At 37.3% G+C, this 26,227-nt stretch carries 29 protein-coding genes, 1 pseudogene and 2 other annotated features; of the genes and pseudogenes, 4 read left to right on the forward strand and 26 right to left on the reverse strand.

What is annotated here, in order from left to right; translation table 11 throughout:
- Positions 1–59: 59 nt before the first annotated feature.
- The 7 genes from rpmA to STRINF_RS07675 all read right to left on the reverse strand — a co-directional run bounded on the left by rpmA (position 60) and on the right by STRINF_RS07675 (position 5,476).
- Positions 60–353, reverse strand: coding sequence for a 50S ribosomal protein L27 (gene rpmA / locus STRINF_RS07645; RefSeq protein WP_004232221.1), 294 nt, complete (start codon positions 351–353; stop codon positions 60–62).
- Between the two features lie 21 nt (positions 354–374).
- Positions 375–710: a ribosomal-processing cysteine protease Prp gene (locus STRINF_RS07650; protein WP_006532514.1), complete on the reverse strand. Its 336-nt coding sequence runs from the start codon at positions 708–710 to the stop codon at positions 375–377.
- A 12-nt stretch (positions 711–722) separates the two neighbouring features.
- Positions 723–1,037, reverse strand: a complete 315-nt coding sequence (rplU, locus tag STRINF_RS07655; protein WP_006532515.1) for a 50S ribosomal protein L21 — start codon at positions 1,035–1,037, stop codon at positions 723–725.
- A 35-nt stretch (positions 1,038–1,072) separates the two neighbouring features.
- Positions 1,073–1,148 (reverse strand) — a sequence feature (ribosomal protein L21 leader region).
- A gap of 91 nt (positions 1,149–1,239) precedes the next feature.
- On the reverse strand, positions 1,240–1,779 hold the full coding sequence (locus STRINF_RS07660) for a GNAT family N-acetyltransferase (RefSeq protein ID WP_006532516.1): 540 nt from the start codon (positions 1,777–1,779) through the stop codon (positions 1,240–1,242).
- Positions 1,770–2,975, reverse strand: coding sequence for a CapA family protein (locus STRINF_RS07665; RefSeq protein ID WP_006532517.1), 1,206 nt, complete (start codon positions 2,973–2,975; stop codon positions 1,770–1,772). The genes STRINF_RS07660 and STRINF_RS07665 overlap by 10 nt, the downstream gene beginning before the upstream one ends.
- A gap of 100 nt (positions 2,976–3,075) precedes the next feature.
- Positions 3,076–4,290 (reverse strand): tRNA uracil 4-sulfurtransferase ThiI, encoded by a 1,215-nt coding sequence (gene thiI, locus STRINF_RS07670; RefSeq protein ID WP_006532518.1) that lies wholly within the window; start codon positions 4,288–4,290, stop codon positions 3,076–3,078.
- Positions 4,291–4,330: 40 nt separating this feature from the next.
- Positions 4,331–5,476, reverse strand: a complete 1,146-nt coding sequence (locus STRINF_RS07675; RefSeq protein WP_043878425.1) for a cysteine desulfurase family protein — start codon at positions 5,474–5,476, stop codon at positions 4,331–4,333.
- 197 nt (positions 5,477–5,673) lie between these two features.
- Between STRINF_RS07675 and STRINF_RS07680 the strand changes: the two are divergent.
- Together STRINF_RS07680 and STRINF_RS07685 are read left to right on the forward strand one after the other, a co-directional pair.
- Positions 5,674–6,136, forward strand: a pseudogene (locus STRINF_RS07680) (DUF6556 family protein).
- A gap of 68 nt (positions 6,137–6,204) precedes the next feature.
- Positions 6,205–7,449: a bifunctional folylpolyglutamate synthase/dihydrofolate synthase gene (locus STRINF_RS07685; RefSeq protein WP_006532522.1), complete on the forward strand. Its 1,245-nt coding sequence runs from the start codon at positions 6,205–6,207 to the stop codon at positions 7,447–7,449.
- A 34-nt stretch (positions 7,450–7,483) separates the two neighbouring features.
- On the opposite strand, the gene STRINF_RS07690 is transcribed toward STRINF_RS07685, so the two are convergent.
- From STRINF_RS07690 to STRINF_RS07725, 8 genes are all read right to left on the reverse strand, one after another.
- Positions 7,484–8,401, reverse strand: a complete 918-nt coding sequence (locus tag STRINF_RS07690; RefSeq protein WP_006532523.1) for an L-lactate dehydrogenase — start codon at positions 8,399–8,401, stop codon at positions 7,484–7,486.
- A 91-nt stretch (positions 8,402–8,492) separates the two neighbouring features.
- Entirely contained in the window at positions 8,493–8,831 is a 339-nt protein-coding gene (locus STRINF_RS07695; RefSeq protein WP_006532524.1) for a YlbF/YmcA family competence regulator, read from the reverse strand.
- 11 nt (positions 8,832–8,842) lie between these two features.
- The gene (locus STRINF_RS07700) at positions 8,843–9,949 is read right to left on the reverse strand and encodes a prephenate dehydrogenase (RefSeq protein ID WP_006532525.1); all 1,107 of its coding nucleotides are present in this window, start codon (positions 9,947–9,949) and stop codon (positions 8,843–8,845) included.
- A gap of 81 nt (positions 9,950–10,030) precedes the next feature.
- Positions 10,031–11,197 (reverse strand): chorismate synthase, encoded by a 1,167-nt coding sequence (gene aroC, locus STRINF_RS07705; protein ID WP_006532526.1) that lies wholly within the window; start codon positions 11,195–11,197, stop codon positions 10,031–10,033.
- A gap of 1 nt (position 11,198) precedes the next feature.
- On the reverse strand, positions 11,199–12,266 hold the full coding sequence (gene aroB / locus STRINF_RS07710) for a 3-dehydroquinate synthase (RefSeq protein WP_006532527.1): 1,068 nt from the start codon (positions 12,264–12,266) through the stop codon (positions 11,199–11,201).
- A gap of 22 nt (positions 12,267–12,288) precedes the next feature.
- Entirely contained in the window at positions 12,289–13,158 is an 870-nt protein-coding gene (locus STRINF_RS07715) for a shikimate dehydrogenase (protein ID WP_006532528.1), read from the reverse strand.
- Complete coding sequence (gene aroD / locus STRINF_RS07720; protein WP_006532529.1) at positions 13,148–13,825, reverse strand: type I 3-dehydroquinate dehydratase; 678 nt, start codon at positions 13,823–13,825, stop codon at positions 13,148–13,150. Before aroD ends, STRINF_RS07715 begins: the two co-directional genes overlap by 11 nt.
- Positions 13,822–14,985 carry a class I SAM-dependent rRNA methyltransferase gene (locus STRINF_RS07725; RefSeq protein WP_006532530.1) on the reverse strand — a complete coding sequence of 388 codons (1,164 nt, stop codon included), beginning with the start codon at positions 14,983–14,985 and terminating at the stop codon, positions 13,822–13,824. The genes aroD and STRINF_RS07725 overlap by 4 nt, the downstream gene beginning before the upstream one ends.
- Before the next feature lie 351 nt (positions 14,986–15,336).
- On the opposite strand from STRINF_RS07725, the gene STRINF_RS07730 reads away from it, so the two are divergent.
- Positions 15,337–17,463, forward strand: a complete 2,127-nt coding sequence (locus STRINF_RS07730) for an LTA synthase family protein (protein WP_006532531.1) — start codon at positions 15,337–15,339, stop codon at positions 17,461–17,463.
- 261 nt (positions 17,464–17,724) lie between these two features.
- Here the strand turns inward: STRINF_RS07730 and rplT are convergent, their stop codons facing one another.
- The 5 genes from rplT to STRINF_RS07755 form a co-directional block, all read right to left on the reverse strand.
- Positions 17,725–18,084, reverse strand: coding sequence for a 50S ribosomal protein L20 (gene rplT / locus STRINF_RS07735; RefSeq protein ID WP_006532533.1), 360 nt, complete (start codon positions 18,082–18,084; stop codon positions 17,725–17,727).
- Positions 18,085–18,135: 51 nt separating this feature from the next.
- Complete coding sequence (gene rpmI, locus STRINF_RS07740) at positions 18,136–18,336, reverse strand: 50S ribosomal protein L35 (protein WP_003065422.1); 201 nt, start codon at positions 18,334–18,336, stop codon at positions 18,136–18,138.
- A gap of 38 nt (positions 18,337–18,374) precedes the next feature.
- Complete coding sequence (infC, locus tag STRINF_RS07745; RefSeq protein WP_006532534.1) at positions 18,375–18,905, reverse strand: translation initiation factor IF-3; 531 nt, start codon at positions 18,903–18,905, stop codon at positions 18,375–18,377.
- Between the two features lie 13 nt (positions 18,906–18,918).
- Positions 18,919–19,046: a sequence feature (ribosomal protein L20 leader region), on the reverse strand.
- Between the two features lie 23 nt (positions 19,047–19,069).
- Positions 19,070–19,750 carry a (d)CMP kinase gene (gene cmk / locus STRINF_RS07750; RefSeq protein ID WP_006532535.1) on the reverse strand — a complete coding sequence of 227 codons (681 nt, stop codon included), beginning with the start codon at positions 19,748–19,750 and terminating at the stop codon, positions 19,070–19,072.
- A 14-nt stretch (positions 19,751–19,764) separates the two neighbouring features.
- Entirely contained in the window at positions 19,765–20,247 is a 483-nt protein-coding gene (locus tag STRINF_RS07755) for an SAG1386/EF1546 family surface-associated protein (protein WP_006532536.1), read from the reverse strand.
- Positions 20,248–20,291: 44 nt separating this feature from the next.
- On the opposite strand from STRINF_RS07755, the gene STRINF_RS07760 reads away from it, so the two are divergent.
- Complete coding sequence (locus STRINF_RS07760; RefSeq protein WP_006532537.1) at positions 20,292–20,486, forward strand: ferredoxin; 195 nt, start codon at positions 20,292–20,294, stop codon at positions 20,484–20,486.
- Here STRINF_RS07760 and STRINF_RS07765 read toward each other — a convergent pair.
- From STRINF_RS07765 to STRINF_RS07790, 6 genes are all read right to left on the reverse strand, one after another.
- Positions 20,476–20,967 (reverse strand): EbsA family protein, encoded by a 492-nt coding sequence (locus STRINF_RS07765; RefSeq protein WP_006532538.1) that lies wholly within the window; start codon positions 20,965–20,967, stop codon positions 20,476–20,478. The genes STRINF_RS07760 and STRINF_RS07765 overlap by 11 nt on opposite strands.
- 52 nt (positions 20,968–21,019) lie before the next feature.
- On the reverse strand, positions 21,020–22,237 hold the full coding sequence (gene pepT / locus STRINF_RS07770) for a peptidase T (RefSeq protein WP_006532539.1): 1,218 nt from the start codon (positions 22,235–22,237) through the stop codon (positions 21,020–21,022).
- Positions 22,238–22,342: 105 nt separating this feature from the next.
- The gene (locus STRINF_RS07775; protein ID WP_317978270.1) at positions 22,343–22,696 is read right to left on the reverse strand and encodes a DUF6287 domain-containing protein; all 354 of its coding nucleotides are present in this window, start codon (positions 22,694–22,696) and stop codon (positions 22,343–22,345) included.
- 21 nt (positions 22,697–22,717) lie between these two features.
- Complete coding sequence (locus STRINF_RS07780) at positions 22,718–22,924, reverse strand: hypothetical protein (protein ID WP_006532541.1); 207 nt, start codon at positions 22,922–22,924, stop codon at positions 22,718–22,720.
- A 14-nt stretch (positions 22,925–22,938) separates the two neighbouring features.
- A complete protein-coding gene (locus STRINF_RS10905) occupies positions 22,939–23,823 on the reverse strand; it encodes a GH25 family lysozyme (protein ID WP_414503136.1) in 885 nt (294 codons plus the stop codon).
- On the reverse strand, positions 23,804–26,182 hold the full coding sequence (locus STRINF_RS07790) for a GBS Bsp-like repeat-containing protein (protein WP_006532543.1): 2,379 nt from the start codon (positions 26,180–26,182) through the stop codon (positions 23,804–23,806). Before STRINF_RS07790 ends, STRINF_RS10905 begins: the two co-directional genes overlap by 20 nt.
- Positions 26,183–26,227: the final 45 nt, after the last annotated feature.

A 26,227-nucleotide genomic window follows, 5' to 3' on the forward strand; every position in this document is an offset into this window, starting at 1 on the left:
CCATTTTGTATTTCAAAAAGGAACAAAAAAGCCTGCACGAAGCAGACTTTTCTGTTAAATTATTTTGCAATTGGATAAACTGATACTTGACGTTTATCGCGACCTTTACGTTCGAAACGAACAACACCTTCAACTTTAGCGAAAAGTGTATCGTCACCACCGCGACCTACGTTCACACCTGGGTAGATGTGAGTACCGCGTTGACGGTAAAGGATTGATCCACCTGAAACAGTTTGACCGTCAGCTGCTTTAGCACCAAGACGTTTTGCTTCAGAATCACGACCATTTGATGTAGAACCTCCACCTTTTTTGTGGGCGAAAAGTTGCAAGTTAGCAAGATTCATTTTTAACATATGTAGTGTCCTCTTTTCAAATTAGTTTGCAATGACCTTAACTGACACAAATTCTTTCGAATTCTCAGCCAAATTTGTCATTCCTAAAAGAAAGCTTTCAAATAAAAGTTGAACTTTCTCATCTGTCTTTTTAGTCATATGAGAGATATCAATCTTCATATAACCACCATCAATCTCATTGACAGCAAAATCAGCATTGCATTCTGCCAAAACTTCTAACGAATTAACAAAGTTAATCGATAAAGTTGAAACAGCTGCACATACGATATCAAAGCCATATTCACCACTACCAGCGTGACCAGTCAGTTCAACACTTTCTAAGTGACCTTTGCGGCGAATAAAAGTTGCTTGAATCATGAGAATGCTAAATTAAGCGTTGATAGCGTTGATAACAACTTTAGTGTAAGGTTGACGGTGACCTTGTTTACGGTGTGAACCTTTTTTAGGTTTGTATTTGAAAGTAATAACTTTCTTTTGTTTTCCTTGTTTTTCAACAGTACCAACAACAGAAGCTCCTTCAACAACTGGTGTACCAACAACAGTTTTTTCACCACCAACAAGAACAACTTCGTTAAATGTTACTTCTGAACCAGCTTCAACATCAAGTTTTTCAACATAGATAGCTTGACCTACTTCAACTTTAACTTGTTTTCCACCAGTTTTGATGATTGCATATGTGCTCATCGTGCACCTCCTATAAAATTTTGTTGCGGATTTTTCCGCTTGTGAAGACTCGCCTAAATCGTGAACCTCGAGAGTTGCTTACAAACGATTTTCGTGCGGTTGCACAGGATGTGCATTTAGTCAACGTTCATATTTTATCATGTTAGGCTAATTAAAGCAAGGAATATGCTAGTTTTTTTTAATGATAGTATGTTTTCATTTTTTATTTTTTGTCAAAGGATATTTTCACTAATCCCAAAACAGCTTTTTTAGTCAATTTTTCGATAGCATCAATATCAATCTGCTTAGTATTTGCCATCATTTGATAGGTCTCACTACCTTCGTGGTAATAATAGGCTGTGATGTGAAAACCATTTTTCTCATAAAAACGCACGCGCTTCAAACGTTGATCAAAATTATCAGCTTTTTCGTCCATAGGCTCAATTGCCAAAACGACTGGACGATTCCCAGCTAAATCTTTAACATCTTGCAAAATAGCTGAGCCATAACCACGAGAACGAATGTTAGGGTTAACAGCTAAGAAAAATAAATAAACCACAGCTTCATTTTGTAAAATGTAAGCTAAACCGACAAAATCATCGCCATCATAATAAGCATAAAAATCTGCTAAGTCACGATAAGCCGTCAGCAACAACGGCAAATACGGTGCACGTTCAACAGCTGGAAAAGCTGATAAGTATAATTTTTTGACATCACGGGAACTTTTTGAAAAAAGTTTCACCTCTTGACGTTTTAATTCCATTGTAAATTCATCAATTCATTCATTTCTTGATAGGCGGTATCGACTTTCTCTTGCATACTGGCATCAAGTTTTTCGCGGTATTTACCACCTTTTATAAAGTCTTCTAAAATAAGCGTACGATAATCTGAAAGAACAAAGCCTTCTGACCCTGTCACGCCCTTGCTCCATACCCAAACCATTGTTGGGTGAGCTGCGACAGTTTTAATTTTCGTTTTATGATTTTTCTTTTCAAATGTCACATCCATCAAAAGACCACGTTCTGTCCAAATGTCATCAACCGTTTCTAAACGTTGATTAGAAATAAAATTTCCCATTGAATAGATAATAAATTTCTTTTCGCCGTCTTTTTCGACAGTTTCTGATGGTTCCACAACGTGAGGGTGTCCACCAAAGATAACATCTGCACCCCAATCAATCATCTTGTGATAAAGGGTTACTTGCTCTTGAGTTGGTTCGCGTCGGTATTCCACTCCCATTTGTGGCATGACAATTGTTACATCAGCTTTCTTTTCAGCTTCCTGAATTTCAGCTTTCATCTTGTCTTCATTTAAATCAGACATGTGCTTCTCATAATCCTCAGCTGACAAATTAGCTTCTAATCCATTGTAAGCATAAGAATAACCTAAAATAGCAATTTTAATACCATTAACATTTTTAATTAAAATATCTTCTTTGTCTCGATCCTTTTTGTAAACGCCAATGCTAGGCATTCCTAATTTATCAAAGGTTTTAACGGTGTTAAGTGCACCTGAAAGACCAGAATCAAGGATATGGTTGTGAGCTAAATCGACAACATCATAACCTGTGTCTTTCATAGCATCAGCAATTTCACTCGGTGCATTGAATAAAGGATAGCCAGCTAAAGGATAATCTGGACTAATCGTTCCTTCATAGTCACCAATTGCCAAATCTGCACTTGAAATCCAGTCTTTGGCATACTCAAAGAAAGGTTTAAAATCATAAGTCCCATCAGCCTGCTCAGCACTGCCATAAAGACCATTATGGATAAGAATATCTCCATTTGCCATGACACGCGCTGTTTTCACTTTACTTGACTGAGTTTTTGATTGCTGAGTCTTACCACTTGAACTAGCCTTCTCAAATAGTAAGCCATAAAATGCTGCACCTAATAAGCTTAGCAATATGAATGCCAAGCAAGCCAACGTTGTCTTTTTATAAATTATCCTATCTAACATCCTTAATCACACCTCCATGCGTCTATTATATCATTTTATGATTAGGCTTTCAGGATTTAACTGGTAAGAAAAAAACTGCCCTAAAGGCAGTTTCTATCTATTATAGTAAGTCATCGATTAAGTCATCGACTTCATCATGTTCTGCTTGTGGTGTGATTGTTGTCACTTTAATTCCTGCAACAGCACGTTCAACAAGTCCTTCAACGTCCATACGTTTTTCGTATTGTTCAACATTTTTGATTTTTGGATTTGTTTTTGGACGATCTGGCGCAAAGATAGTACAGCAATCTTCAAATGGTTGAATTGAAATATCAAAAGTATCGATTTTTTGTGCAATATCAATGATTTCCAATTTATCCATTGTGACAACTGGACGAATAATTGGCGTTGCAGTTACGGCATTAATGGCACGCATACTTTCAAGCGTTTGACTAGCCACTTGTCCAAGACTTTCACCATTGATGATAACCAAGCCATTACGTTCTTCACGAATGCGATCTGTAATACGCATCATGAAACGACGTGTCAAAGTCATCAAGTAAGCTTCTGGCGCTTTTTCTTTGATTTCTTCTTGGATTTCCGTAAATGGTACTTCGATGAAATCAATGTTACCACCGAATTTTGTCAATTTACGTGTCAAATCTTGAGCTTTCTTAAGAGCACCTGGACTTGTGTATGGTGGACTAGCAAAGTGGACAGCTTCAATATCAACCCCACGTTTAAGAGCAAGGTAACCTGCGACAGGTGAATCAATACCACCTGATAACATCAACATTCCGCGTCCAGCTGTTCCAACAGGAAGTCCTCCAGCACCTTTGATATTTTCATATGAAAGGTAGGCGGCTTCTTCACGAATTTCAACTTTAAGATTGACATCCGGCCCTTTCATTTGCGCTTGAATGTTAGGCAAAACTTCAAAGACAGCTGAACCAAGGTACTGATTCAATTCACGGCTATCCATCTCAAAGTTGTGGTCGCTACGTTTACTTGTGATTTTAAATGTCAAACCTTTATGATAAACGTCAGTCATCACATCTTGAACAGCTTTTTTAATCGTTTCTAGATTTTTTTCAACCTTGTATGATGGTGAAAATGCTTGAATCCCGAAAATTTGTTTTAATGATTCCGCAACGGGAACATAGTCAGTACCATTTAAGAAAATGTGAGCGCGGTCGCGGTCAGCCACAACACGGACATCTGGATAAATTGAAAGAACGTGTTTCATGTTACGTTTCAATTTATTGATGAAACGCATGCGGTTCTTTCCTTTAGTTGATAATTCGCCGTAGCGAACCATAATTTCTGAGTATTGCATAGTTTTCTAAAGAGAAAATCTCTTTATCCTTTCTTATTAATTATCTTACTTTTTGTGTTTTTTCGTAGACTTGTTTGAAAATTGTTAGGAATTGTTCAACTTGTCCCATATCATTGTCATCATCGAGACTAATGCGAACAGCTGACTGCGCTAGTTTTGTAGGGACTCCCATGGCAATCAATGTTCCTGCAGGTTTTCCTGCTTTTGATGAACAAGCTGATGTTGTTGAAATATAGATTTCATGTTCTTCAAAGGCATGAACTACTACTTCTCCACGTACACCTTTGATACCAAACGTTAAGATGTTTGGGGCAAAAGTATCATCTTTACCAGAGAAAATAACGATATCTTTGTGCTTAGCTAATTCGTCATAAATGATTTCTTTCATTTTGGCGATTTTTGGAAGGGCGTAAGCTTCTTTGTCAGTAACCAAACGAAGAGCTTTCGCTGTCGCAGCAATCCCTGCAACATTTTCAGTAGTTGAGCGAAGGTCACCTTCTTGTCCACCACCGGCTAGTAATGGATTTAATTTTTTACCTTCTTTTTTATAGATAAAACCGACACCACGCACACTGTGGAATTTGTGACCAGAAAAACTTGCAAAGTCAACACGGTCTGTCAAATAATCAGCTGCTGGAATTTTACCGATAGCTTGAACAGCATCCACGTGGAATGAAATTCCTGGTTTATCAGATAGTAATTCTGAGATGGCTTTAATTGGTTGGATAGAACCAATTTCATTATTAACTGCCATGATTGAGACCAAAGTTGTATCTGGGCGCAAAAGTTCTGCTAATTTATCAACATCAACAAAACCTTTTTCATCAACTGGCGCGTAAGACACTTCAAAACCGTGTTCGCCAAGCCATTTTGCAGATTCTTTGACAGCTGGGTGTTCGATATCTGATACGATGATGTGTTTTCCGTAGCGTTCTTTTTCAAATGCGACACCTTTAAGAACCCAGTTGTCTCCTTCAGTACCACCAGAAGTGAAAATAATTTCATCACTTTTAACGCCAAGCAAGCCAGCGATTTGCTTACGGCTTGCCTCTAGAATACGACTAGCTTTTGTTCCTAGATTGTGCAAACTTGATGGATTTCCATAAATTTTACTTGCCACTTCCTGATAAGTGCGCAAAACTTCAGGATAGGGAATGGTAGTGGCAGAGTTATCAAAGTAAATCATTTTTTCTTCCTTCACAAAAAAATACAATACTACCATTATAACACAGTCTCTCATAAGTGTGAAAGCTTTAATCTTAAGTTTTTTAAGCCTATTTTTAAGAAAATGACCTAAAATATTTCTTAAAAGAGTCCTATCTCTTACTGGACATTTAAAATGAAAAAACTATAATAGAATCATACGCGAAAAAGGAGTTAAAAATGTCTCAACATTATTCTAGAAGTCAAAAATCATCAAAAAAAGATAAGGAACAAGCCCCATCAAAGCACATTAAAAAAGGTTTCTCAGCCTTTACAAAAAACAATTGCTCTTATCGGGTCTATCCTTAGTATTATCGTAGCAAGTATCACTATCACAAACGCCTTAAAAGGCTCATCAAGTCAAAAGCCAACTGATAAATCAACGACAACTGTTGTGATTAAAGAAGGTAACAAAAGCAATAACAGTAAAACTGATACTTCTGCGTCAACAACATATTCAAGTTCTGCTGCTAACAACAGTGTTTACAATAGTGACACTAATAGCAACAATGCAACTTATGACTCTAGCTCAGATTCTACAACTTACAGTTCAAGTACTGATACAACACAAGACAACACTCAAACAAGTTCTCAAGCGACATCTGATACTACTGCAGAAAGTGTTACTGAAACAAATCAATAAAATCAAGAGGAATGGGACGATAAAATTCCTTATCATCCCACCTCTTTTTTACTAGGTAAAATAAACTCATGACTTATATTGACACACTAAATTGGATTCACTCTCACAAAGCTAATGGTCGCCGACCAAGTTTAGAACGCATGTGCCATCTCCTTAACTTACTTGATAACCCGCAAAATAAATTTCCAGCTGTTCACGTTGTGGGAACTAACGGCAAAGGCTCTACAACTAGTTTTCTCCAACATATCTTAACAGCATCAGGTTATAAAACAGGTACCTTCACATCTCCTTTTATAACGCGCTTTAATGAACGTATCGCTATCGATAGCAAAGAAATTTCTGATAGCGATCTGGTTAAAACAGCACAGGCAATTAAACCTATCGTAGATAGCAATGACTTTCAAGAAAAAGTTGGTAAGGTAACAGAATTTGAACTTGTCACAGCTCTTATGTTCTATTACTTTGCAACTATCAATCCTGTCGACGTCGCCGTTATTGAAGCTGGTATTGGTGGTACTTTTGACTCAACTAATGTCTTTACAGCGAGAGCAGTTATCTGCCCATCAATCAGTATCGACCACCAAGAAACACTGGGGCAAACTCTTACTGAAATTGCTGGTCATAAAGCTGGTGTTTTAAATCCTCACGTTCCTTTTATTCTTGGTCAAATGACACCAGAGGTCCAAAAAGTATTTCATCAAAAAACTAAGGAGCTCGATTGTCCGACATATGAACTGGATAAAGAGTTCTCAATCAGAGAAAATGGTGAAATCTTTGATTTTTATTATAAAGATATAAGCATTGCAAACATCACTTTATCAATGCTTGGTCATCATCAACGAACTAATGCCTCGTTAGCTGCTATGGCTGCTATCATCCTTAAATCGTATTTCAAAAATATTACTAAAACAACTATCAAAAATGGCTTAGAAAACACGGTTTGGGCTGGGCGTTGTGAGTTGATGCGACCAAACCTCATGTTAGATGGTGCACATAACGAAGATTCGATTGCAAAATTAGTCGACGTGCTAAAAAAAGACTTTTCAAATCGCAACATTCACATCCTCTTTGCAGGCTTAGGGCGTAAGCCTTTGACACAAATGCTCGAAGAACTATCCGCATTTGACTTAGCGGTGACTAGTTTTGATTTCTATCAAGCACAAGCTTTGTCAGATTATCCTGAAAAATATAAAAAAGTTGCTGATTACAAAGACTGGCTTGCTGACGACGAAAATAATCCTGAAGATTTCTTTGTTGTCACCGGTTCACTTTATTTCATCTCAGAAGTTCGCAACTTTTTACTCAATCAATAATCCCACCTAATTTTCAGATGGGATTTCTTTTTGATTAGTTTAGACTTTCAGCAAATTTACGTTTGATAAAGTTGGCTGAATTTTCAAGTTTAGCTTCTTCGTCAGCTGGCAAAGTTAATTTTACTTGCTCGATAATACCTTCTCGTCCAACAATAGCTGGATAGCTAAGGTAAGTATCTAGCGGTTCATAGTAATTAGAAACCGGTAATTCTTCATGGCTATCTGAAACAACTGCAATCGCCAAACGAATAGCTGCACTTGCAATCCCATAGCTTGTGTATTTTTTTCCATAAAAGACCGTATGTCCACCAATCATGGCTTCATGTGCAATTTCCTCAAGCGTCGCTTGGTCTGTAAAGTTAGAAATTGGTTGTCCTTTGACACGAACTTGACTCCAAGCCGTAAATTGTGAATTTCCATGTTCGCCAAGGTTATAACCGTAAACGCTACGCGCATCAACACCAAAACGTTCTGCAACGGCACGTTTCATACGAGCAGTATCTAGCAAAGTACCTGTACCAATAACACGTTCCTTTGGAAGACCTGAGTAGTGTTGATAGAGACTAGTAATAACATCAACTGGATTTGAAATAGCTACAATAATCCCTTTAAATCCAACCTCTTTTAGCTTTTTAGCAACCAAAGGCACTTCTTTCGCTGTAAAAGGTAACTCCGCAAAACGGTCTGCATTTGGATTATCTTGAAGTTTGATATTTCCTAGAGCTGAGATAACCACATCGGCATCTGCTAAAGCTTCATAATCATTAATCACAATATTGGCATGTTGATTTAGATTCGCTGCAGCATCACGGAAATCAACCGCATCTGCGGTGACTTTTTTCTCATTGGTATCAATTAAGACATAATCATCAAAAGCCCCTTGAGCAATCAGTCCGTGAGCAACAGTTGAGCCAACATGACCCATTCCAATAATTCCAACCTTACGTGACATAAAATAACCTCCTTATAAAGTTATCAATCATTATAGACCTTTATCTCTAAAAATACGAAAAAACCTAACAAGAAATGTTAGGTTACAGTTACTATTTCAAAAGATCTTGCAAAGGACCAAAAATAATTTTTTCAAGGTCTGTTATATAAACTGACAATGATTGTTGAGCACCAAGATAAGCTTTAAGAACAGGATTTGCTTCGATTTTAGCACCTAATTCTTGCATTTTAGTTTGTTCATCACCAGTCGGCATTTGACCTGATTGCAATTTAGCATAAAGACCTTGTTGGAATTCAGTGAATTCTTTAAATAAAGCTTTTGCTTCTTCGTCAGCATCAATCGCAGCACGGCATTCTTGTGCTTTTTTGTATTCAGGAAGAACACGGATTTCGCGTTCTAGTTCATTTGCCAAATCATAAATGTTTGCCATGATATTTCTCCTTAATTAATATGAATGTTATAGTCAGTGTTTTCACTGATGACTGTTTTAGCATGTTCCAAATCTTTAGCATTCTTAAATGAAATTTGTAAAATCCCATTAATATCTTCACGGTTTTCTTCATTGACATGAATATTAACCAAAGATGTTCCGCGAAGCAATTCCAAGATTTTTAAGATAACATCTTCTTCATCGGGAACATCGATAAAAAGATCGAAGGCACTTTCCACGCCACCACGTTTATGAATTTGCATTTCCTTACGCGTTTCTTTGGCGTGGTTAAAATAATTCCAAATCGCATCCCCATCACCTTGTAAAACGAGTTTCTTAACCTCATCGAGTCTATCCTTGAAATCATCGATGCGATTAGCAACAGCTTCTTTATTAGTCAAGAGAATGCTGGTCCACATGCCTGGCTCACTTTCAGCAATACGTGTCATATCACGAAAAGCACCCGCCGCAAAATGATTAGCCATTTCATGCTCTGCTGCATAATCACCAGCCTGCTCCATCAAACTTGCTGCAAGGACATGTGGGAAATGTGAAATTTGACTCGTTACGCAGTCATGCTCTGCTGCATCAATTTCGACGTAGCGCGCATGTAAACCAGATAAAATCTCCTTAAGCTCAGCAATTGTTCCATCAACCGTTAAAGAAGATGGAGTAAAAATGTAATACGCATTTTCAAATAAATTCACATCGGCGGCAATTGCTCCTGACTTGTGAGAACCTGCCATTGGATGTGAGCCGATAAAGCGAACACCTTTACCAGCCAAGTATTTTTCTCCCGCCTCAACAATATCACGTTTCGTTGAACCGGCATCCGTAATAATCACATTCTCTTTCAAGTTCATTTCAGAAAGCGTCTTAATAAACTCAATGGTCTGTTTAATCGGAACTGCCAAAATAATCACATCTGCTAGAGGTGCAAATTCTTTAAAATCTGCTGTAGCTTCATCAACAATCCCACGCTCAAGAGCAACATTTCGTGATTTGTCAGAACGATTGTATCCTAAAATTTTGTAATCTGGGTGGTCACGCTTAATACCTAAGGCAAGAGAGCCCCCAATCAAACCTAAACCTGCAACGTAAATCACTTTATTTTCCATAGTTTCTCCATTTCCGGATAACAATGCTTTATAGAAAGAAGCTGAGGACTTTTGTCTCAGCTTCTGTCAACTGTTTATGCATTAAAAATGTTTGACATAATCACGATGACGAGCGACAGCTTCTTTTAGTTCTTCGAGATTGTCAGAAGAAAATTTTTCAAGAATCTCATCAGCCACAACCGTTGCCACAACTGCTTCCATAACAACACCTGCTGCTGGAAGAGCCGTTGGATCTGAACGTTCGACAGTTGCTTTATAAGGCTCGTGAGTTTCAATATCAACTGACATCAAAGGTTTATAAAGCGTTGGGATAGGTTTCATGACACCACGCACAACAATTGGTTGTCCGTTTGTCATACCTCCTTCAAAACCACCAAGATTATTAGTACGGCGTGTGTATCCTTCTTCTTCGTTCCAGAGGATTTCATCCATTACTTGGCTACCTTTAAGGTAACCATCTTTGAAACCAAGTCCAAACTCAACACCTTTGAAGGCATTAATTGAAACAACGGCACTAGCAATCTTAGCATCAAGTTTCTTATCCCATTGCACATAAGAACCAAGTCCAACAGGAACACCACCAACAACTGTTTCGACAACACCACCAATGGTATCTCCGTCCTTTTTGATTTGGTCAATATAATCTTTGATTTCTTGTTCACGTTCTTGGTTAACAATTGACACTTCTGATTGGCTAGCTAATTCTTTAATTTGTGAAACAGTGAGTCCTTCTGGAACATCAACTTCTTTACCGCCAAAGACCACAACGTGGTTAGCAATTTCAATGTCCAACTCAGCCAAAATACGTTTTGCCACAGCACCAACTGCCACACGCATTGTTGTTTCACGCGCAGAAGAACGTTCTAGAGAATTACGCAAATCTTCAAAGCGATATTTCATTCCACCTACAAGGTCAGCATGACCAGGACGTGGATGAGTAATTTTACGTTTTGTTTTAAGAGCATCATCAATATCTTCAACAGCCATAATATCTAACCATTTTTCGTGGTCTTTATTAATAACGTTAAGGGTAATTGGAGCTCCTGTTGTTTTTCCATGACGTACGCCAGATGTGATTTCAACCTTATCCGACTCAATTTTCATACGTCCGCCACGACCGTAACCGCCTTGGCGACGTTTCAAATCAACATTAATATCTTCGGCAGTTAAAGGAAGTCCCGCAGGAACTCCTTCAATAATAGCCGTTAAACGCGGTCCGTGAGATTCACCAGCTGTCAAATATCTCATATTATTTCTCCAAATACTCTTTCATCTCTTCAAGGGGGATCTGATTGATCGCTGCGCTACCAAGCTCTGGTACAATGACAGTCTTAATCATTTTGCCACGAGCTTTTTTGTCATGTACTAAAGCTCCGTAAAGCACCTCAACATCCCATGGTTGGTAGTCTGTTGGCAAACCAAATTTTTGGCACATTTCAAAAATCTCTTTAGTGATACCTTTAGGCATTAAACCTTTTGCTTCGGCAACACGAGAAATTTGTACCATACCAATGGCAACAGCTTCACCATGCATCACTTTACCATAGCCTGCAGTTGCTTCAACGGCATGACCTATGGTGTGACCAAAGTTAAGATAAAGACGAACACCATTATCAAGTTCATCTTCTACAACAACTTTACGTTTTACATTACATGAGCGATAGATAATGCTTTCTGCATGTTTTAAAATGCTTTCAGGCGAACCATCCATAGCAGAAAGTTCGTCCCAAAGTTCAACGTCTTCAATCAAACCATACTTGATAACTTCCCCCATACCTTCAATGAGTTCTCGTTTCCCAAGAGTTTGAAGGGTTTCAGGATCGATTAAAACACCATCTGGTTGCGTAAATGTTCCAACCATATTTTTAGCAAATGGTGTATTAACACCTGTTTTACCACCAATTGATGAATCCACTTGAGCCGTTAGACTCGTCGGAATTTGCAAGAAATGAATTCCGCGCATATAAGTAGACGCTACGAAACCAGCTAAATCTCCAACGACACCTCCGCCAAGCGCAACGATTCCATCGCTACGTGTCATACCATTTTTAACCAAAAATTCATATGCTTTATTGACTGTTTGAAGATTTTTTGATGCTTCACCTTCTAGAAAATCAAAAACAATCACTTCAAAGCCAGCGTTCTCAATGCTAAGCTTAACTTTTTCAGCATACAAACTTCCAACATGGTTATCTGTAATAAGGGCGATTTTTTGAGGTTGCCAAAGTGATTTTACCCAATCACCGGCTTTAGCTAAGATACCTTTTTCAATCACAATATCATAAGGTGTTTGTGGGAGATTAACATTCAATTTCATTAGCGTCACCTGTTTTTTTATCCTATTTTGTATTGTACTTTTCTTCCAAAGCTGACCAAATCTCAGCCGTTGGCATAGTCTCACCAGTCCAGATTTCAAAAGCTTCTGCTGCTTGGAATAACAACATACCCAAGCCATTAAGCGCTTTCAGACCTTTGCTTCGAGCTAATTTCAAGAATGGTGTTTCAAATGGTTGATAAATTGTATCAGCCACCAAAAGACCTTCAGGAAACTCAAAGTCTTCTGTGATAATCATTGATTTACCATCCATTCCAACACTTGTCGCATTGACAAAAAGTTGTGATTCTAACACTTTTTCTTGAATTGTCTTCAAATCTTCGACTGGATAAACAGTAATAGATACACCAGTTTTATCAGAAAGTTCCTGTGCTTTTTGACGTGTCGCATCCAAGAACTGTGTCTGATTGAAAATGTTAATATGACCTGCTCCATTAAGAGCAGCTTGGGCAATAAGAGCTATCGCAGCTCCACCACCACCAAGAATAGTCATTGTCTTGCCTTTAACATCAAAATCAGCAAAAGTTGCAAGGCTTCTAAAGAAACCAATACCATCAGTATTGTGGCCAACCAACTTGCCGTCACGATTAATAACGGTATTAACCGCGCCAATCAATGCAGCTGAGTCTGTCAACTCATCCATATAAGGCATAACTTTTTGTTTGTATGGCATTGAAATATTCACACCAAACATGTCATAACGTTTAACATTTTCCAAAGTAACCGCTAGGTCTTCCTCAGGAATATCCCAGGCAACATAAACACCATTTACACCTGTTTTATCAAAAGCGTAATTGTGAATAAATGGTGAAATAGAGTGTTTAATCGGTGTTGCCACGACAGCGGCTAAGCGAGTGTATCCATCAATCTGCATCAAGTACCTCCCTAATACGTTTCATATCGGCAAGAGCAACCTGTCCAGGTGCACTTGCTTGGTCTAGGCTTGCAAATGACCATGATGAGCCGAATACATCAACAGCAAAACGTGAAACACGTCCAAGTTTGCCCATTGACATAGTCGCATACTCTTGTTCAGGATTTAGTGTTTTAAATCCACGAGTGTAGTTCATCAAGTCAATAACATCTTGTTCACTTTGGGGCATAACAGCAACCTTAACTACACGAGGAGCTAGGGCTGTTAATTCAGAAAATGATTCCATCAAGTTTTCAGGAGTCTCTTCAAAATTATGATAAGATAAAACTAGATTTGGAAACTCTAACATTTGTTGAAAGGCTTCTTTATGTGAAAAATATTCAAAATCGATATAATCTGGGTGGTAAATAGCATTAATATTTTTCAAAAGCTCAACGTATTCGTCATCAGATAAGTTAAGATTACCACCTTCTTTATCTGTGCGAATGGTAAAAATAATTTCTCTGCCAGAAAATTTTTCAAAGATAGCTGGCGCAACAGTCATGATATCTTCTTTGGCTAAGTAATCAGCTCGCCATTCAATGATATCCACATCTTCAAATCTCGAAATATCAATCGACTGCGCCTCTTCTAAATCTTTCGGCATAATAGGTACTACTATTTTCATTTCTCAACCTTTATTGTAAATACTTTCAAATAATTACTGCTCATATCTGCCTTGTTAACAGTGAAATCACTTGGCAATTGTTGCAAGCGAATATACTCATGCTTAACAGAAGCAAATCCTTTTTCCAATTGTTTCTTAAACTGTGCCACAGTCAAATTAGCTGCATTTGTAGAGGCAATGATTGTGCCATCATCTGATAAAACTTCTAGTGCTTGACTAATGAGACAGTGATAGTCTTTAGCAACTGAAAATGTTTGTTTTTTATTACGAGCAAAACTTGGTGGATCGATAACAATTAAATCAAAAGTCAAGTTTTTACGTTTAGCGTATTTGAAATATTCAAAAACATCCATGACCACAAAATGATGATTTGTCACATCAAGGCCATTGGCTTCAAAATGCGCTTGAGACAGTTCACGAGAACGTTTAGCTAAGTCTACAGAAGTTGTTTCAATCGCACCACCCATAGCTGCTGCAACTGAGAAAGCTGCTGTATAAGAAAACATATTTAGAACACGTTTTCCAAGACCTAGTTCATTAATTAAAGCATCACGGACTTCATGTTGATCTAAAAAGATACCTGTCATCAGGCCATCATTCATAAAAACACTGTATTTGACACCATTTTCCAAAATGGTAAAGGTTTCAGGTGCTTCTTGACCATAAATGTGAGCTGACTCATAATCAAGTCCTTTAAAGCGAATTTTTTCATATCCGCCTTTAACCGCAGGATAAACTTTTTGAAAGGCTTTAACAATGATATCACGATACTGATAAACAAAAGTGTTGTACCAAGAAAATACAACAAAATCAGCATAACGATCTATCGTCACACCACCGAAATTATCGCCATCTTGATTAAATAATCGATAAGCTGTTGTTAAATCAGAGTTTTCAAAGTGTTGACGCTTCTGCTTAGCCTTACTAAACAAGCTTTCAAAATAAGATTCTATCAAATCAACCTTGCCATTTCCTAAGAACCAACCAATCCCTTTATTTTGACGAGATAGGTAAGCTGTTCCTAAAAACTGACGTGAGTGATTGTAAAGAGCAACTAACTGATTATCTAAATCAAGTTGATGAAAATCTTTTCCATCCAAAAGTTGAATACCACGCTTAATTTTCTTTTCAACAAAAGAATCCACGTATAGTTTGTTCATGAAGCCTATTATATCAAAAATTCAGAATTTTTCCCACTAAATTTTATATTTCACAGGCATAAGAACCAACTTTTTACGCCTAAACAAGGGGATTCTATTAAAGATTAGAGAAGTAAACTAGATAACAGAGTTATTTTTGCATCTAATACACTAAAAATAATAGTCACTATCTGAAATGTTGTCTTCAAATGCTGACTTTTTTATCACCACAAACTTCTTTTACTTCCTTTAAAACACCTTCAATATGCACTACGGTTCTTTGTACTAAAAATTTCTTCTTTATGATATAATGGGGACTGAGATTTTATCTTTAGGAAAAAAAGAATAAAGGAAGTTCCTACAGTGAAAAAAATGAAACAAATTATCTCTCACGTGGTTAATACACGTTTGGGATTTATTTTGACACTTTTAGTCTTGTATTGGCTAAAAACTATGTGGGCTTATCACGTTGACTTTAGTCTCGGACTAGAGAATCCGTATCAACTTTTATTATCAATTATCAATCCTATTCCGCTAGGATTGCTTCTGCTCGGGTTAAGCCTTTATATTAAGAGAACGCGTGTTTTTTATATCGTTAGTTGGATTATCTACACAATATTAAATCTTCTACTTATTTCTAACGCGATTTATTTCCGTGAATTTTCGGATTTCATTACTGTAAGTGCTATGCTAGCAAGTAGTAAAGTTTCTGCTGGTCTTGGTGACTCAGCCCTTAACTTACTGCGTGTTTGGGATATTATTTACATTATTGATTATATCATTCTACTTGCACTATTTGCTACTAAGAAAATAAAAGTTGATAATCGTCCATTTAACAAACGCGCAAGCTTTGCTATTACGGCCTTATCAACTCTATTATTTTCAATTAACCTTTTCATGGCCGAAATTGATCGACCTGAATTGTTAACTCGTGGTTTTTCAAATGTTTATGTGGTTAGAGCGCTTGGCTTGCCGTCATTTACAGCCTATAGTGCTAATCAAACCTATCAAACAGAAAAAGTTCGTAGCGAAGCCACCGCTTCTGACCTAAAAGAAGCTAAAAAATATGTTTCAGAGCATTATGCAGCACCAAATTCAAAATATTTTGGTATTGCTAAAGGACGAAACGTCATTGTTATCCACTTAGAAAGTTTCCAACAATTTTTGATTGATTACCATTTGCAAGTTGACGGAAAATCATATGAAGTCACTCCGTTCTTGAACTCGCTATATCACTCAAATTCAACTCTAGCTTTTTCAAACTTCTTCAACCAAGTTAAAGCCGGTAAAACATCTGATGCTGAAACCTTGATGGAAACGTCATTATTCGGTCTCAGCAGTGGTTCATACCTTGTTAACTACGGTGGAACAAATACTGCTTACGCTGCCCCATCAATCCTTGGACAAACTGATGATTACACAAGTGCTGTTTTCCACGGTAACGTTGGTACCTTCTGGAACCGTAATAATGCCTATAAACAATGGGGTTACAACTACTTCTTTGATTCATCATATTTCACAAAACAAAACAGTGAAAACTCATTCCAATATGGATTGAATGATAAATACATGTTTGCTGACTCAATTAAATACCTTGAGCACATGCAACAACCTTTCTATACTAAGTTTATTACTGTAAGTAACCACTACCCATACACAAGTTTAGCTGGTAATTCTGATGAAGAAGGTTTCCCATTAGCTAAAACCAATGATGAAACAATCAACGGTTACTTCGCAACTGCTAACTACTTAGATTCTGCCGTCAAAGCTTTCTTTGATTATTTGAAAGAATCTGGTTTATATGATAATTCGATTATCGTCCTCTACGGTGACCACTACGGTATCTCAAACTCAAGAAACACTGATTTGGCGCCACTTCTTGGAAAAGATTCTGAAACATGGACTGGTTATGATAACGCCATGTTACAACGTGTTCCTTACATGATTCATATTCCAGGATTTACTGAAGGACACATCAGCAACACCTTTGGTGGTGAAGTTGACAACTTACCAACGCTTCTACACTTGCTAGGTATCGATACAAGCAACTACGTTCAACTCGGACAAGACTTGCTTTCTAGCGATAATAAACAAATCGTAGCCTTTAGAACATCAGGCGATTATGTGACACCAACTTATACAAGTTATAGCGGTCACCTCTACTACACTGACTCTGGTCAAGAAATTACAAACCCTGACGAAAACACTCAAGCAGCAACTAAAGCTATTCGCGATGCTGTTGCTAAACAACTTTCTGTCAGCGACGAAGTTCAAACTGGTGACCTACTTCGATTTGATAAGAATGGTTTAAAAGAAGTCGATAGTTCTTCAATTTCTTATACACATTCTCTTAAAACACTTAAATCAATCGAGAAAAAACGCGGTGACGAGTCAACTAGTCTATATAGCGAAAATGGCGACGAATCAACAGTCGATCTCTTCAAAGCACCAAGCTACATGCAACTTCACGAAAGTTCAAATAGCTCAAGCTCTGAATAAGTACTCATAATTAAAAAGTCTTGCTAGGTTTAGCAAGACTTTTTTTGATACCTTCATTTCTAAGTTTGGTAAATATTCATCGAAAGTACGGTGAATAAAGAACAATACTTTCATTGTACAACTAACTCTTAGGGTAGCCATTTTGCTTCTCCTATCGCTCTAATTTCAGCACTAATCAAATTTTATACTAAATCTATAAATTATTGATATAGAACCATAAAGACAAAAAAAGACTAACCAAAGGCTAGCCTTTATTAATTCTTATTTACCAAGTTTAGCTTTAGCTGCATCTGCAAGAGCTGTGAAAGCTGCTGCATCGTTAACTGCTAAATCAGCAAGCATTTTACGGTTAACTTCGATTTCAGCCAATTTCAAACCGTGCATCAATTGTGAGTATGACAAACCGTTCATACGAGCTGCCGCATTGATACGAGTGATCCAAAGTTTACGGAAATCACGTTTTTTCTGACGACGGTCACGGTATGCATAGTAGTAAGAGTTCATTACTTGTTCTTTTGCAGTACGGAACAAGATATGTTTTGCACCATAGTAACCTTTAGCAAGTTTCAATACACGTTTACGACGTTTGCGTGATACAACGCCACTTTTAACACGAGCCATTTATATTCTCCTCCAAATAATTCTTAATAATATCGAGTAATTGCTTTAGTCTTATTTAAGACCTGAAAGCATTGCTTTAATACGTTTGAAATCTCCTGAGTGCACCATAGCTGCTTTACGAAGATGACGACGTTGTTTTTTAGTTTTACCGTGGAAACGGTGTGAAGTAAATGCGCGGAAGCGTTTCAATCCACCAGAACCTGTACGTTTGAAACGTTTAGCTGATGCGCGGTGAGTTTTTTGTTTTGGCATTTTAGAATTCTCCTCTTAAAATAGTTTAAAATTGACAATTATTTTTTGTCTGGAATTGGAGCAAGTTGCATGAACATTTGACGTCCATCCATCTTAGCTCTTTGCTCAATAATAGCAATATCTTGCGTTTTTTCTGCAAATTCCGCCAATACCTTTGCTCCAATTTCTTTGTGAGTAATCATACGACCTCTAAAGCGAATTGAGACTTTCACTTTGTTTCCTTTTTCAAGGAATTTACGGCCGTTACGAAGTTTAGTCTCGAAGTCACCTTTATCGATAACTGGGCTAAGACGAACTTCTTTAACAGTCACAACGCTTTGTTTTTTACGTTGTTCCTTACGTTTCTTTTGATACTCAAATTTGAACTTTCCGTAGTCCATAATTTTAGCAACAGGTGGCGTAGCTTGTGGCTGAATTAGAACCAAGTCAACATTAGCATCATCAGCAATAGCTTGTGCTTCTGACAATGGTCTAATTCCTAGTTGTTCACCATCAAGACCAACGAGACGAACTTCGCGAACGCGGATTTCATCGTTAATGAATAGATCTTTCTTAGCTATGATCTTCACCTCTTTATTTTTTTAGAGAAAAACGAAACGGACTTGATAAATCAAGCCCGCACACACGTAATATTCCATTCGGAATCTTTGACATGTTGGGCCAGACAACCGTAGTCGCAAGGCGAGAAGCTCTCACTTCTGCTTTTCTCATTGATTATATTCTATCATAGAGACTAGTCCATGTCAATGATTTTTTCCGCTTTTTCTTGAATAAATTTCACAACACCATCAATATCAACACCAGTTGTATCAAATGTGATGGCATCTTCTGCTGCTTTTAATGGTGAAACCTTACGGTGACTATCTTTATAATCACGTTCTGCGATTTCACGTTTAAGTGTTTCAAAATCAGTTTTGATTCCTTTTTCTTGGTTTTCTTTGAATCGACGTTCTGCACGTTCTTCAACAGAAGCAATCAAAAAGATTTTAAGTTCAGCGTCGGGTAAAACAACTGTACCAATATCACGACCATCCATAATGATGGCACCATTTTTAGCAATACGACGTTGTTGTTCAACAAGTTCTTCGCGAACTTCTGGAATAGCGGCTACCCATGACACATTATTTGTCACATCGTTTTGACGAATAGCAAGGGTAACATCTTTATCCCCAACAAAAACAGTCTGACTGCCATCTTCTGCTCGACCAAATGACACTGGGTTATTGGCCAATGCTTTTAAAATTTCTTCTACATTATCTTCTGTTAAATTATTTTGTAACGCTAAATAAGTTGCTGAACGGTACATTGCTCCAGTATCAAGATAAGTATAGCCAAGATTTTTAGCAATAATCTTGGCTACTGTACTCTTACCACTTGAAGCAGGACCATCAATCGCAATTCTAATTGATTTCATGATTCCTTTTCTTCCTAATTAATGTGTACTTCATCTCCAGGATTTGCATACCAGTATCCTGAAGTCATGTGGTCAGGATTAAGTTCATAGAGTTTGTCAACTGAAATTCCTGCACGTGCAGCAATTGATGCCGCACCTTCACCAGACATAACTGTAATGGTATCCCCATTACCTTCACTTGATGATTCAGTTGTGTCACTTGAACTAGCATCTGTAGACGAAGCTTCCGTTGATTCTTGTGAGCTTTCTGAACTTGTCGCTTCAGATGAAGAGACAACACTAGATGAAGCGCCATAAAAATTAGATGTTTCTGACGCTTTATCACCACCACGATTTGAAGTGTAAAAAACAACAAACAAAATCGCAACAACAATAACAAAGAAAACACTCAATAAAGCTGTCAACAAAGGTGTGCTGATAACCGAACCTTTTGTTTTACGGCTAATTCTGATTTCGTTGTCATCGACTACTTTTTCTTCCCATGGTTGTTTTGCCATAATGTCCCCTTGTTAAATATATCAATTCATATTACAATAATAATATGAAAGTATCAATTATTCCGGAAAAATGTATTGCCTGTGGCCTCTGCCAAACATACTCTAATCGATTCGATTACCATGACGATGGCATTGTAAAATTTGCTGATTCTGATTTATTAGAACAAACAGTTCCAGACTCAGACAAAGACACCCTTCTTGCTGTCAAATCTTGTCCAACCAAAGCTCTTACAATTTAGTAGGAGCTTTTTTGTTAGACTTATAAGCTTCAAAATAATCAAGTTTGATAAAATTATCCGTCAATTCAACTGTACCTCGAAAATCAGGATGAACAGCTAGAGCATCTAAGAAATACTTCTTAGGCCATTTGCGCATGTAAAAAATCCTATCTGTTTGATTTTTAATTTTTAAAACTAAACCAGATCTATTGACTTCAATTTTTTCAATCTGTGCAATCGCAACCCTTGATTTTTTAAATGGATTAAGTGATACAATACGCAGTTTACCATCTTCTTCAATAACGAAATAACGATGGAACCCTAACCCTACCAAAACAATAAAGGCAGAAAATAAAACAAAGAATTGACTCGGTATTTTTGTCCGCTCGAATAATAATGACAAACCGATAAACATTGGAACCATTGCAATTGACCAATAAATAATTGACCAAGATAATTCTGGTTGCCAATGGTATCGAATCTTTCCAAAGATTTTAATCATTGCGGTCCTCCATTTAGCTAATTCTAACAAATAAGGCTTAGATAAAGCTTAATTATTTTTGAACGATTCCAATAATGACATCCACTGCTTTTTCCATCGTTTGAAGGCTGACAAACTCAAAGCGTCCATGCATATTTTCTCCACCAGCAAATAAGTTTGGTGTCGGAATACCCATAAATGAAATCTTAGAACCATCTGTTCCACCGCGAATTGGTTCAATAACCGGTTTAATGTCTAAATCTTCCATGACTTCTTTGGCTAATTCAACTGGAGTCATATCTTTTTCAATGACTTTCTTCATGTTGTAATATTGGTCGTTCACTGTGATAAGAACACAGTCTTTACCAAGTTCAGCGTTCATCTTATCAGCGATTTCTTGAACTAATTTTTTACGATTTTCAAATGATTCGTCTTCAAAATCACGGATAATATATGAACTATGTGCTTTTTCAACAGTGCCTTCCATACCATGTAAATGGAAGAATCCTTCATAGCCTTCTGTTTTTTCTGGGCGATCAGCTTCTGGTAATTGATTGTGGAAATCAATAGCTAATTGCAAAGCATTAATCATTTGATTTTTAGCAGTACCAGGGTGAACATTACGTCCCATGAAATCAATCTCTAAACTTGCAGCGCTAAATGTTTCGTATTGAAGTTCGCCAAGTGGACCACCATCAACAGTGTAAGCAAAATCAACATTGAAATCATCAACGTCAAATTTATTAGCTCCAACACCAATTTCCTCATCTGGTCCAAAGCCGACACGAATTTCACCGTGTTTAATTTCAGGATGAGTAACCAAGTATTCAATCGCTGTCATGATTTCAGCAATTCCAGATTTATCATCTGAACCAAGAAGAGTTGTACCATCAGTTGTTACCAAAGTTTGTCCAAGGTAATTGTTCAAATTTGGAAACTCTTCTGGTGAAAGTGCATAGCCAGATTGACCAAGTTCAATAGAACCGCCAGCATAATTTTCGATAATTTGTGGGCTGATTCCTTCTGAATTAAAATCAGCTGTATCCATGTGAGCAATAAAACCGATTTTACGTGTTTTAGTTGAATCGTTAGCTGGTAACGTACCAACAAGGTAACCATTTGTTAGATAATGCACGTCTTGCAAACCAACAGACTCCATCTCAGGTTTCAAAACATTCAAAGCAAAATCGACTTGAGTTTGAGTCGATGGCGTTGTTGTACTATCTGGATTACTACGTGTATTAATCTTAACGTAGGTCAAAAAACGATTTAATAAGTTTTCGTAAGACATCTTTCACCTCTATTTTTCTCGTTAACTATTATATCACATAATCGGTTAAAAAAAACAACCCCAAGGGTTGTTTTTTAGGTTAGCTTCACTCAAAAATTAACAGATTTATTGCGAAACGTGGTAGTATGCCTTGTTAGCTAAATCGCCTGAATTTATATCAGCTGACGAAATCACACGATCCTTTAAAACATCTGTTGGATCAGATTGACCATTCAAATAATCTGATGAAAAAGCCGTATTAGCTGGGACAATATACAAGGTAACATCTGATCTTACACCAGTCTGAACATCTAGTAGTAGAATACCATTTTGATCGATATCTAAAATATTAGGGGTCATTCCTTCGGTAGCTAATCCAGTGTTATTAAAGGTTAAAACATTTCCAGATGCATTTTGCCAATTTCCTGCCATCGTAGCATAGTCTGCTTTTAAAATAGCACCTGTATAAATGGGAGCAATCTCTTTTTCAACTTGTGTTGATTAAGCTTCAGTCGATGAAGGCTGACTTTCTAAAGAAACTGATGATGACGAAGTACTACTTTTACTTGAACTTGAAGATGTTACTTTAGTACTTGTTTTCGTTGCTGTTGAAGATTGTTTGCTATGATTATTGGTATGACTTGTACAAGCTGTCACCATGCAAAGTGACAAGACTAAAGCCAGAACAAGTTTTAAACTCTTTTTCATCGCTATTCCTCCTTTTACCAAGTAAATCGTCCTGTGTAATCAATACTTTCATCAAGTGCATGTGAGAGTTTTGGTGAAACACTCGTATACTGCCAAGCGGCTGTATTTGAATAATATGACAAAGATTTAGCTGATTCTTGATCTAAGTAAGTATATGCATACAAGTAATGCGCTACCCATAGATTTGATAAACCAAATTTAGCTGTATTTAATTTTCCACCTTTAGTGTCCAACCAACTTGCCATTGTGTAGTAAACATTGTTACTGTAACCAAGACGAGTTATTTCATCTTTCCACGCTTGGGTATTAGCATTAAGGTCACTATTTAGCATGCTACGTTCTTCCATGTCATTGACCATTGTCGTTGAGCCTGAAAGTCCCATCGATTGCGCTACACGAACAAAATATTGTGCTTCTGCTCTTGCTTCAGCTGCTGTTTCATAATGAGAATAATGATAAGCTGATACTCTCAAACCAGCTGCTTGCGCATTAGCGATTTGCGCTCTAGCATAAGGATTTGTGTAAGAAGTTCCTTCTGTTAACTTAACAACAACACCCGTAATTCCTTGACTCTTCAAACGTTGATAGTCACTAACAGAAATGACACCATTATGGCTACTAATATCAATGAAATAAGACGGCGCGTGTTGTGCAGGCTCATCAGCATTCAAAGCATATTGCCCTAAGTTAAATCCTGAGGTTGTATTGTCTGTGAAATCAACATAAACATGAACAGTATAGTTACCTTTGATGTAGCCATGATTTTTCTCATTAACCATGACAGTCACTACACCATCATACACATCAGAAGTTGTGTACCAATGAAGGTTAGATTGATTACTTTCTGACCATGCTGCAACAGTAACGGATTTGATTTTTTTAGTTATTTTCAGACTCAGCTACACGAACTTTTAAAGTACCACCATTTGCATCATGATTTTGAACCGTTACAGATGGGGAAACAACATACTTATCTGTTGATAAATCAACACCACTTGTTGATGATAAAGCTTCTAATGAATGACTAACTTGGCTTTGACCATAGATGTGAATATTGTAATGCCCAGATTCAAAGTTATGTTCTTTAGGCGAAAAGGTTAAGATATAAGTCCCATCAGATTGTTTAATAGCCTGATACCATTTAATATCATCTTGACCGTTCAAACTTGTCCAAACTGGAATTGTAATACCAGTTACATACACTGGAACATTTGAAACAGTCACCTTAACTTTAACGTCGCTTTCTTTTGTAACTGTCGCTTTAATCTCTGGTTTCGGCACATTAATGCTTGTTGCACTGATACATGTCATTTGACTATTGATAACAGCGTAGGTATGGATAAGATATGTTCCATAATCGCCAGTATATTTTGCTGTTAGTTGACCATCTGCTGGAACTTGATACCAGATAAGATCATCTTGATCATTCTTAGCTGACCATACCGCATGCATAACTTTTAAATTAGAACTGACATCACTTGGCATGCTGATGTTAATACCATTCTGACCTACACTTGCTTGAACCTTAACATCACCAAATTGGTAATCAGATTCAAAGCGTGTTTCAAGCAAAGCTGTTTGACTATTTGTGACACGGCTATTTCCATAGACGTGAACATTGTAAGTGCCAGCTTCTAAGTTATGTGTTGCTTCACTAAAAATCACATAATATGAGCCATCGGCAGTTTTAGTAGCCTTATACCATTGAATATCATCTTGACCGTTCTTTTCAGTCCATGTTGGTACTTGAATACTATCAATGTAAACCGGAACGTCCGTAATTGTGACTTTATAAGTTGTTGGACTTTCTTTAATAATTTTAGCTTTAGCACTTGGTCTTGGCACGTCAATACTTGTCGCGCTGATACATGTCATTTGACCTTTAATCACAGCGTAAGTATGGATAAGGTATGTGCCATAGTCACCAGTATACTTAGCTGTCAATTGACCATTAGCTGGAACTTTGTACCAAATCAAGTCATCTTGGTCATTTTTGGCTGACCAAACAGCATGGTAAACGGTCATATCTAAGCTAACATCACTTGGCATGCTAATTTGAATACCATTAGCGGTTAAAGTTGGTTGAACTTTGACATCTCCAAAATGATAATCACCTTGGAAGCTTGTCCCTGTTAAACCTGTTAGGGAATTAGTTACCGCACTTGTTCCATAAACGTGGACATTGTATTGTCCGCTTTCCATGTTATGCTCAGCGATACTAAAGGTTCTTGTAAAAGTGCCGTCAGCATTTTGAGTAGTAGCATACCACTGAATATCATCCTGACCACCTTTTTCTGTCCATATTGGTAGTTGAATACTTGTGATGTAAGCTGGAACATCACTTACAGTCAATTTATAAGTTGTTCCATCAACCTTAGTAATCCTCACTTTTGCACTTGGCTTTGGAACATCAATAGAACGACCGTTTAAGCCAGTCATTTGACCATTAAGATTTTGGTAAGTGTGAATATAGTATCTTCCATAAGACCCAGTGTATTTGGCTACGACATGTCCATTACTATCAGCCGTGTACCAAATAAGATCGTCTTGACCATTGACCTCAGACCAAACGGCAAACATAATTTTAGCACCTGCTGGAATAGCTTGATTATACTGAATATCAAAACCTTTATTCGTTAAGGTCGCACTGGTTACTTCTTTTACAACAGCTTTAGAAGCGGCTAATTGATTAATTACCTTTTGACTAGCAGCTTGAACAGCTGATGTTGAGACCTTTGACTCAGCAAGGTTTGACAACGAAGTCTTACTAGAAACATGATCTGTTGTATCATCAGATGATTGTGACTCTTGTACCGCTGAATTATCAACGTTATTCCCTTCAGAATTGCCTGCTGATTCCTTATTATCTTCAGAAATTGAAGGATTAATCAGACTGGTTTGGTCATCGGCATTTTTTTCAGCTTCTTGACCATCAGCAATTGCTGAATCTTGCTTATCAGCATCGGTTAAATTTTGTGATTCATTTTGAACTTCAGATGATGATAATGAGTTGTTTGTTTCATTATCATCAGAGATAACACTATCACTATTTAATTGAAGTGAACTAGATTGCTCTACCGATGATTGAACATTCTCGGTTACTGTCGTTGATTGAGTGGTTGTGTTTTCGTCAGCGAAAACTTGCCCCGAACTTAAAAAAGCTCCTATAATAATCGGAGATACTAAGCAGCTTCGAAGGATATTCTTTTTCAAATCAATCCCTTTCTTTCTATTCTTTACTCGTATCCATTTTATCATGATTTTGTAAGCCCCTCAAGCACATATGCTTTCGCTAAACAAAAG

Origin of the sequence: Streptococcus infantarius subsp. infantarius ATCC BAA-102, from assembly GCF_000154985.1 — a bacterium.
Classification (GTDB): domain Bacteria; phylum Bacillota; class Bacilli; order Lactobacillales; family Streptococcaceae; genus Streptococcus; species Streptococcus infantarius.

Coding starts and splice junctions, on each gene's coding strand:
- rpmI (WP_003065422.1), bottom strand. CDS start 18,336: ATGCCAAAACAAAAAACTCACCGCGCATCAGCTAAACGTTTCAAACGT.
- STRINF_RS07730 (WP_006532531.1), top strand. CDS start 15,337: ATGAAACAAATTATCTCTCACGTGGTTAATACACGTTTGGGATTTATT.
- STRINF_RS07715 (WP_006532528.1), bottom strand. CDS start 13,158: ATGCAGATTGATGGATACACTCGCTTAGCCGCTGTCGTGGCAACACCG.
- STRINF_RS07760 (WP_006532537.1), top strand. CDS start 20,292: ATGAAAGTATCAATTATTCCGGAAAAATGTATTGCCTGTGGCCTCTGC.
- STRINF_RS07665 (WP_006532517.1), bottom strand. CDS start 2,975: ATGTTAGATAGGATAATTTATAAAAAGACAACGTTGGCTTGCTTGGCA.
- STRINF_RS07695 (WP_006532524.1), bottom strand. CDS start 8,831: ATGGCAAACATTTATGATTTGGCAAATGAACTAGAACGCGAAATCCGT.
- STRINF_RS07780 (WP_006532541.1), bottom strand. CDS start 22,924: ATGAAAAAGAGTTTAAAACTTGTTCTGGCTTTAGTCTTGTCACTTTGC.
- STRINF_RS07690 (WP_006532523.1), bottom strand. CDS start 8,401: ATGTCACGTAAGGTTGGAATTATTGGAATGGGTCATGTTGGCTCAACT.
- aroC (WP_006532526.1), bottom strand. CDS start 11,197: ATGAGATATTTGACAGCTGGTGAATCTCACGGACCGCGTTTAACGGCT.
- STRINF_RS07700 (WP_006532525.1), bottom strand. CDS start 9,949: ATGGAAAATAAAGTGATTTACGTTGCAGGTTTAGGTTTGATTGGGGGC.
- rplT (WP_006532533.1), bottom strand. CDS start 18,084: ATGGCTCGTGTTAAAAGTGGCGTTGTATCACGCAAACGTCGTAAACGT.
- STRINF_RS07650 (WP_006532514.1), bottom strand. CDS start 710: ATGATTCAAGCAACTTTTATTCGCCGCAAAGGTCACTTAGAAAGTGTT.
- aroB (WP_006532527.1), bottom strand. CDS start 12,266: ATGAAATTGAATGTTAATCTCCCACAAACACCTTATGATATTGTGATT.
- STRINF_RS07790 (WP_006532543.1), bottom strand. CDS start 26,182: ATGATAAAATGGATACGAGTAAAGAATAGAAAGAAAGGGATTGATTTG.
- STRINF_RS07660 (WP_006532516.1), bottom strand. CDS start 1,779: ATGGAATTAAAACGTCAAGAGGTGAAACTTTTTTCAAAAAGTTCCCGT.
- STRINF_RS07755 (WP_006532536.1), bottom strand. CDS start 20,247: ATGGCAAAACAACCATGGGAAGAAAAAGTAGTCGATGACAACGAAATC.
- rpmA (WP_004232221.1), bottom strand. CDS start 353: ATGTTAAAAATGAATCTTGCTAACTTGCAACTTTTCGCCCACAAAAAA.
- STRINF_RS07765 (WP_006532538.1), bottom strand. CDS start 20,967: ATGATTAAAATCTTTGGAAAGATTCGATACCATTGGCAACCAGAATTA.
- STRINF_RS07675 (WP_043878425.1), bottom strand. CDS start 5,476: ATGATTTACTTTGATAACTCTGCCACTACCATTCCCTATCCTGAAGTT.
- aroD (WP_006532529.1), bottom strand. CDS start 13,825: ATGAAAATAGTAGTACCTATTATGCCGAAAGATTTAGAAGAGGCGCAG.
- STRINF_RS07685 (WP_006532522.1), top strand. CDS start 6,205: ATGACTTATATTGACACACTAAATTGGATTCACTCTCACAAAGCTAAT.
- cmk (WP_006532535.1), bottom strand. CDS start 19,750: ATGAAATCAATTAGAATTGCGATTGATGGTCCTGCTTCAAGTGGTAAG.
- pepT (WP_006532539.1), bottom strand. CDS start 22,237: ATGTCTTACGAAAACTTATTAAATCGTTTTTTGACCTACGTTAAGATT.
- STRINF_RS07725 (WP_006532530.1), bottom strand. CDS start 14,985: ATGAACAAACTATACGTGGATTCTTTTGTTGAAAAGAAAATTAAGCGT.
- thiI (WP_006532518.1), bottom strand. CDS start 4,290: ATGCAATACTCAGAAATTATGGTTCGCTACGGCGAATTATCAACTAAA.
- rplU (WP_006532515.1), bottom strand. CDS start 1,037: ATGAGCACATATGCAATCATCAAAACTGGTGGAAAACAAGTTAAAGTT.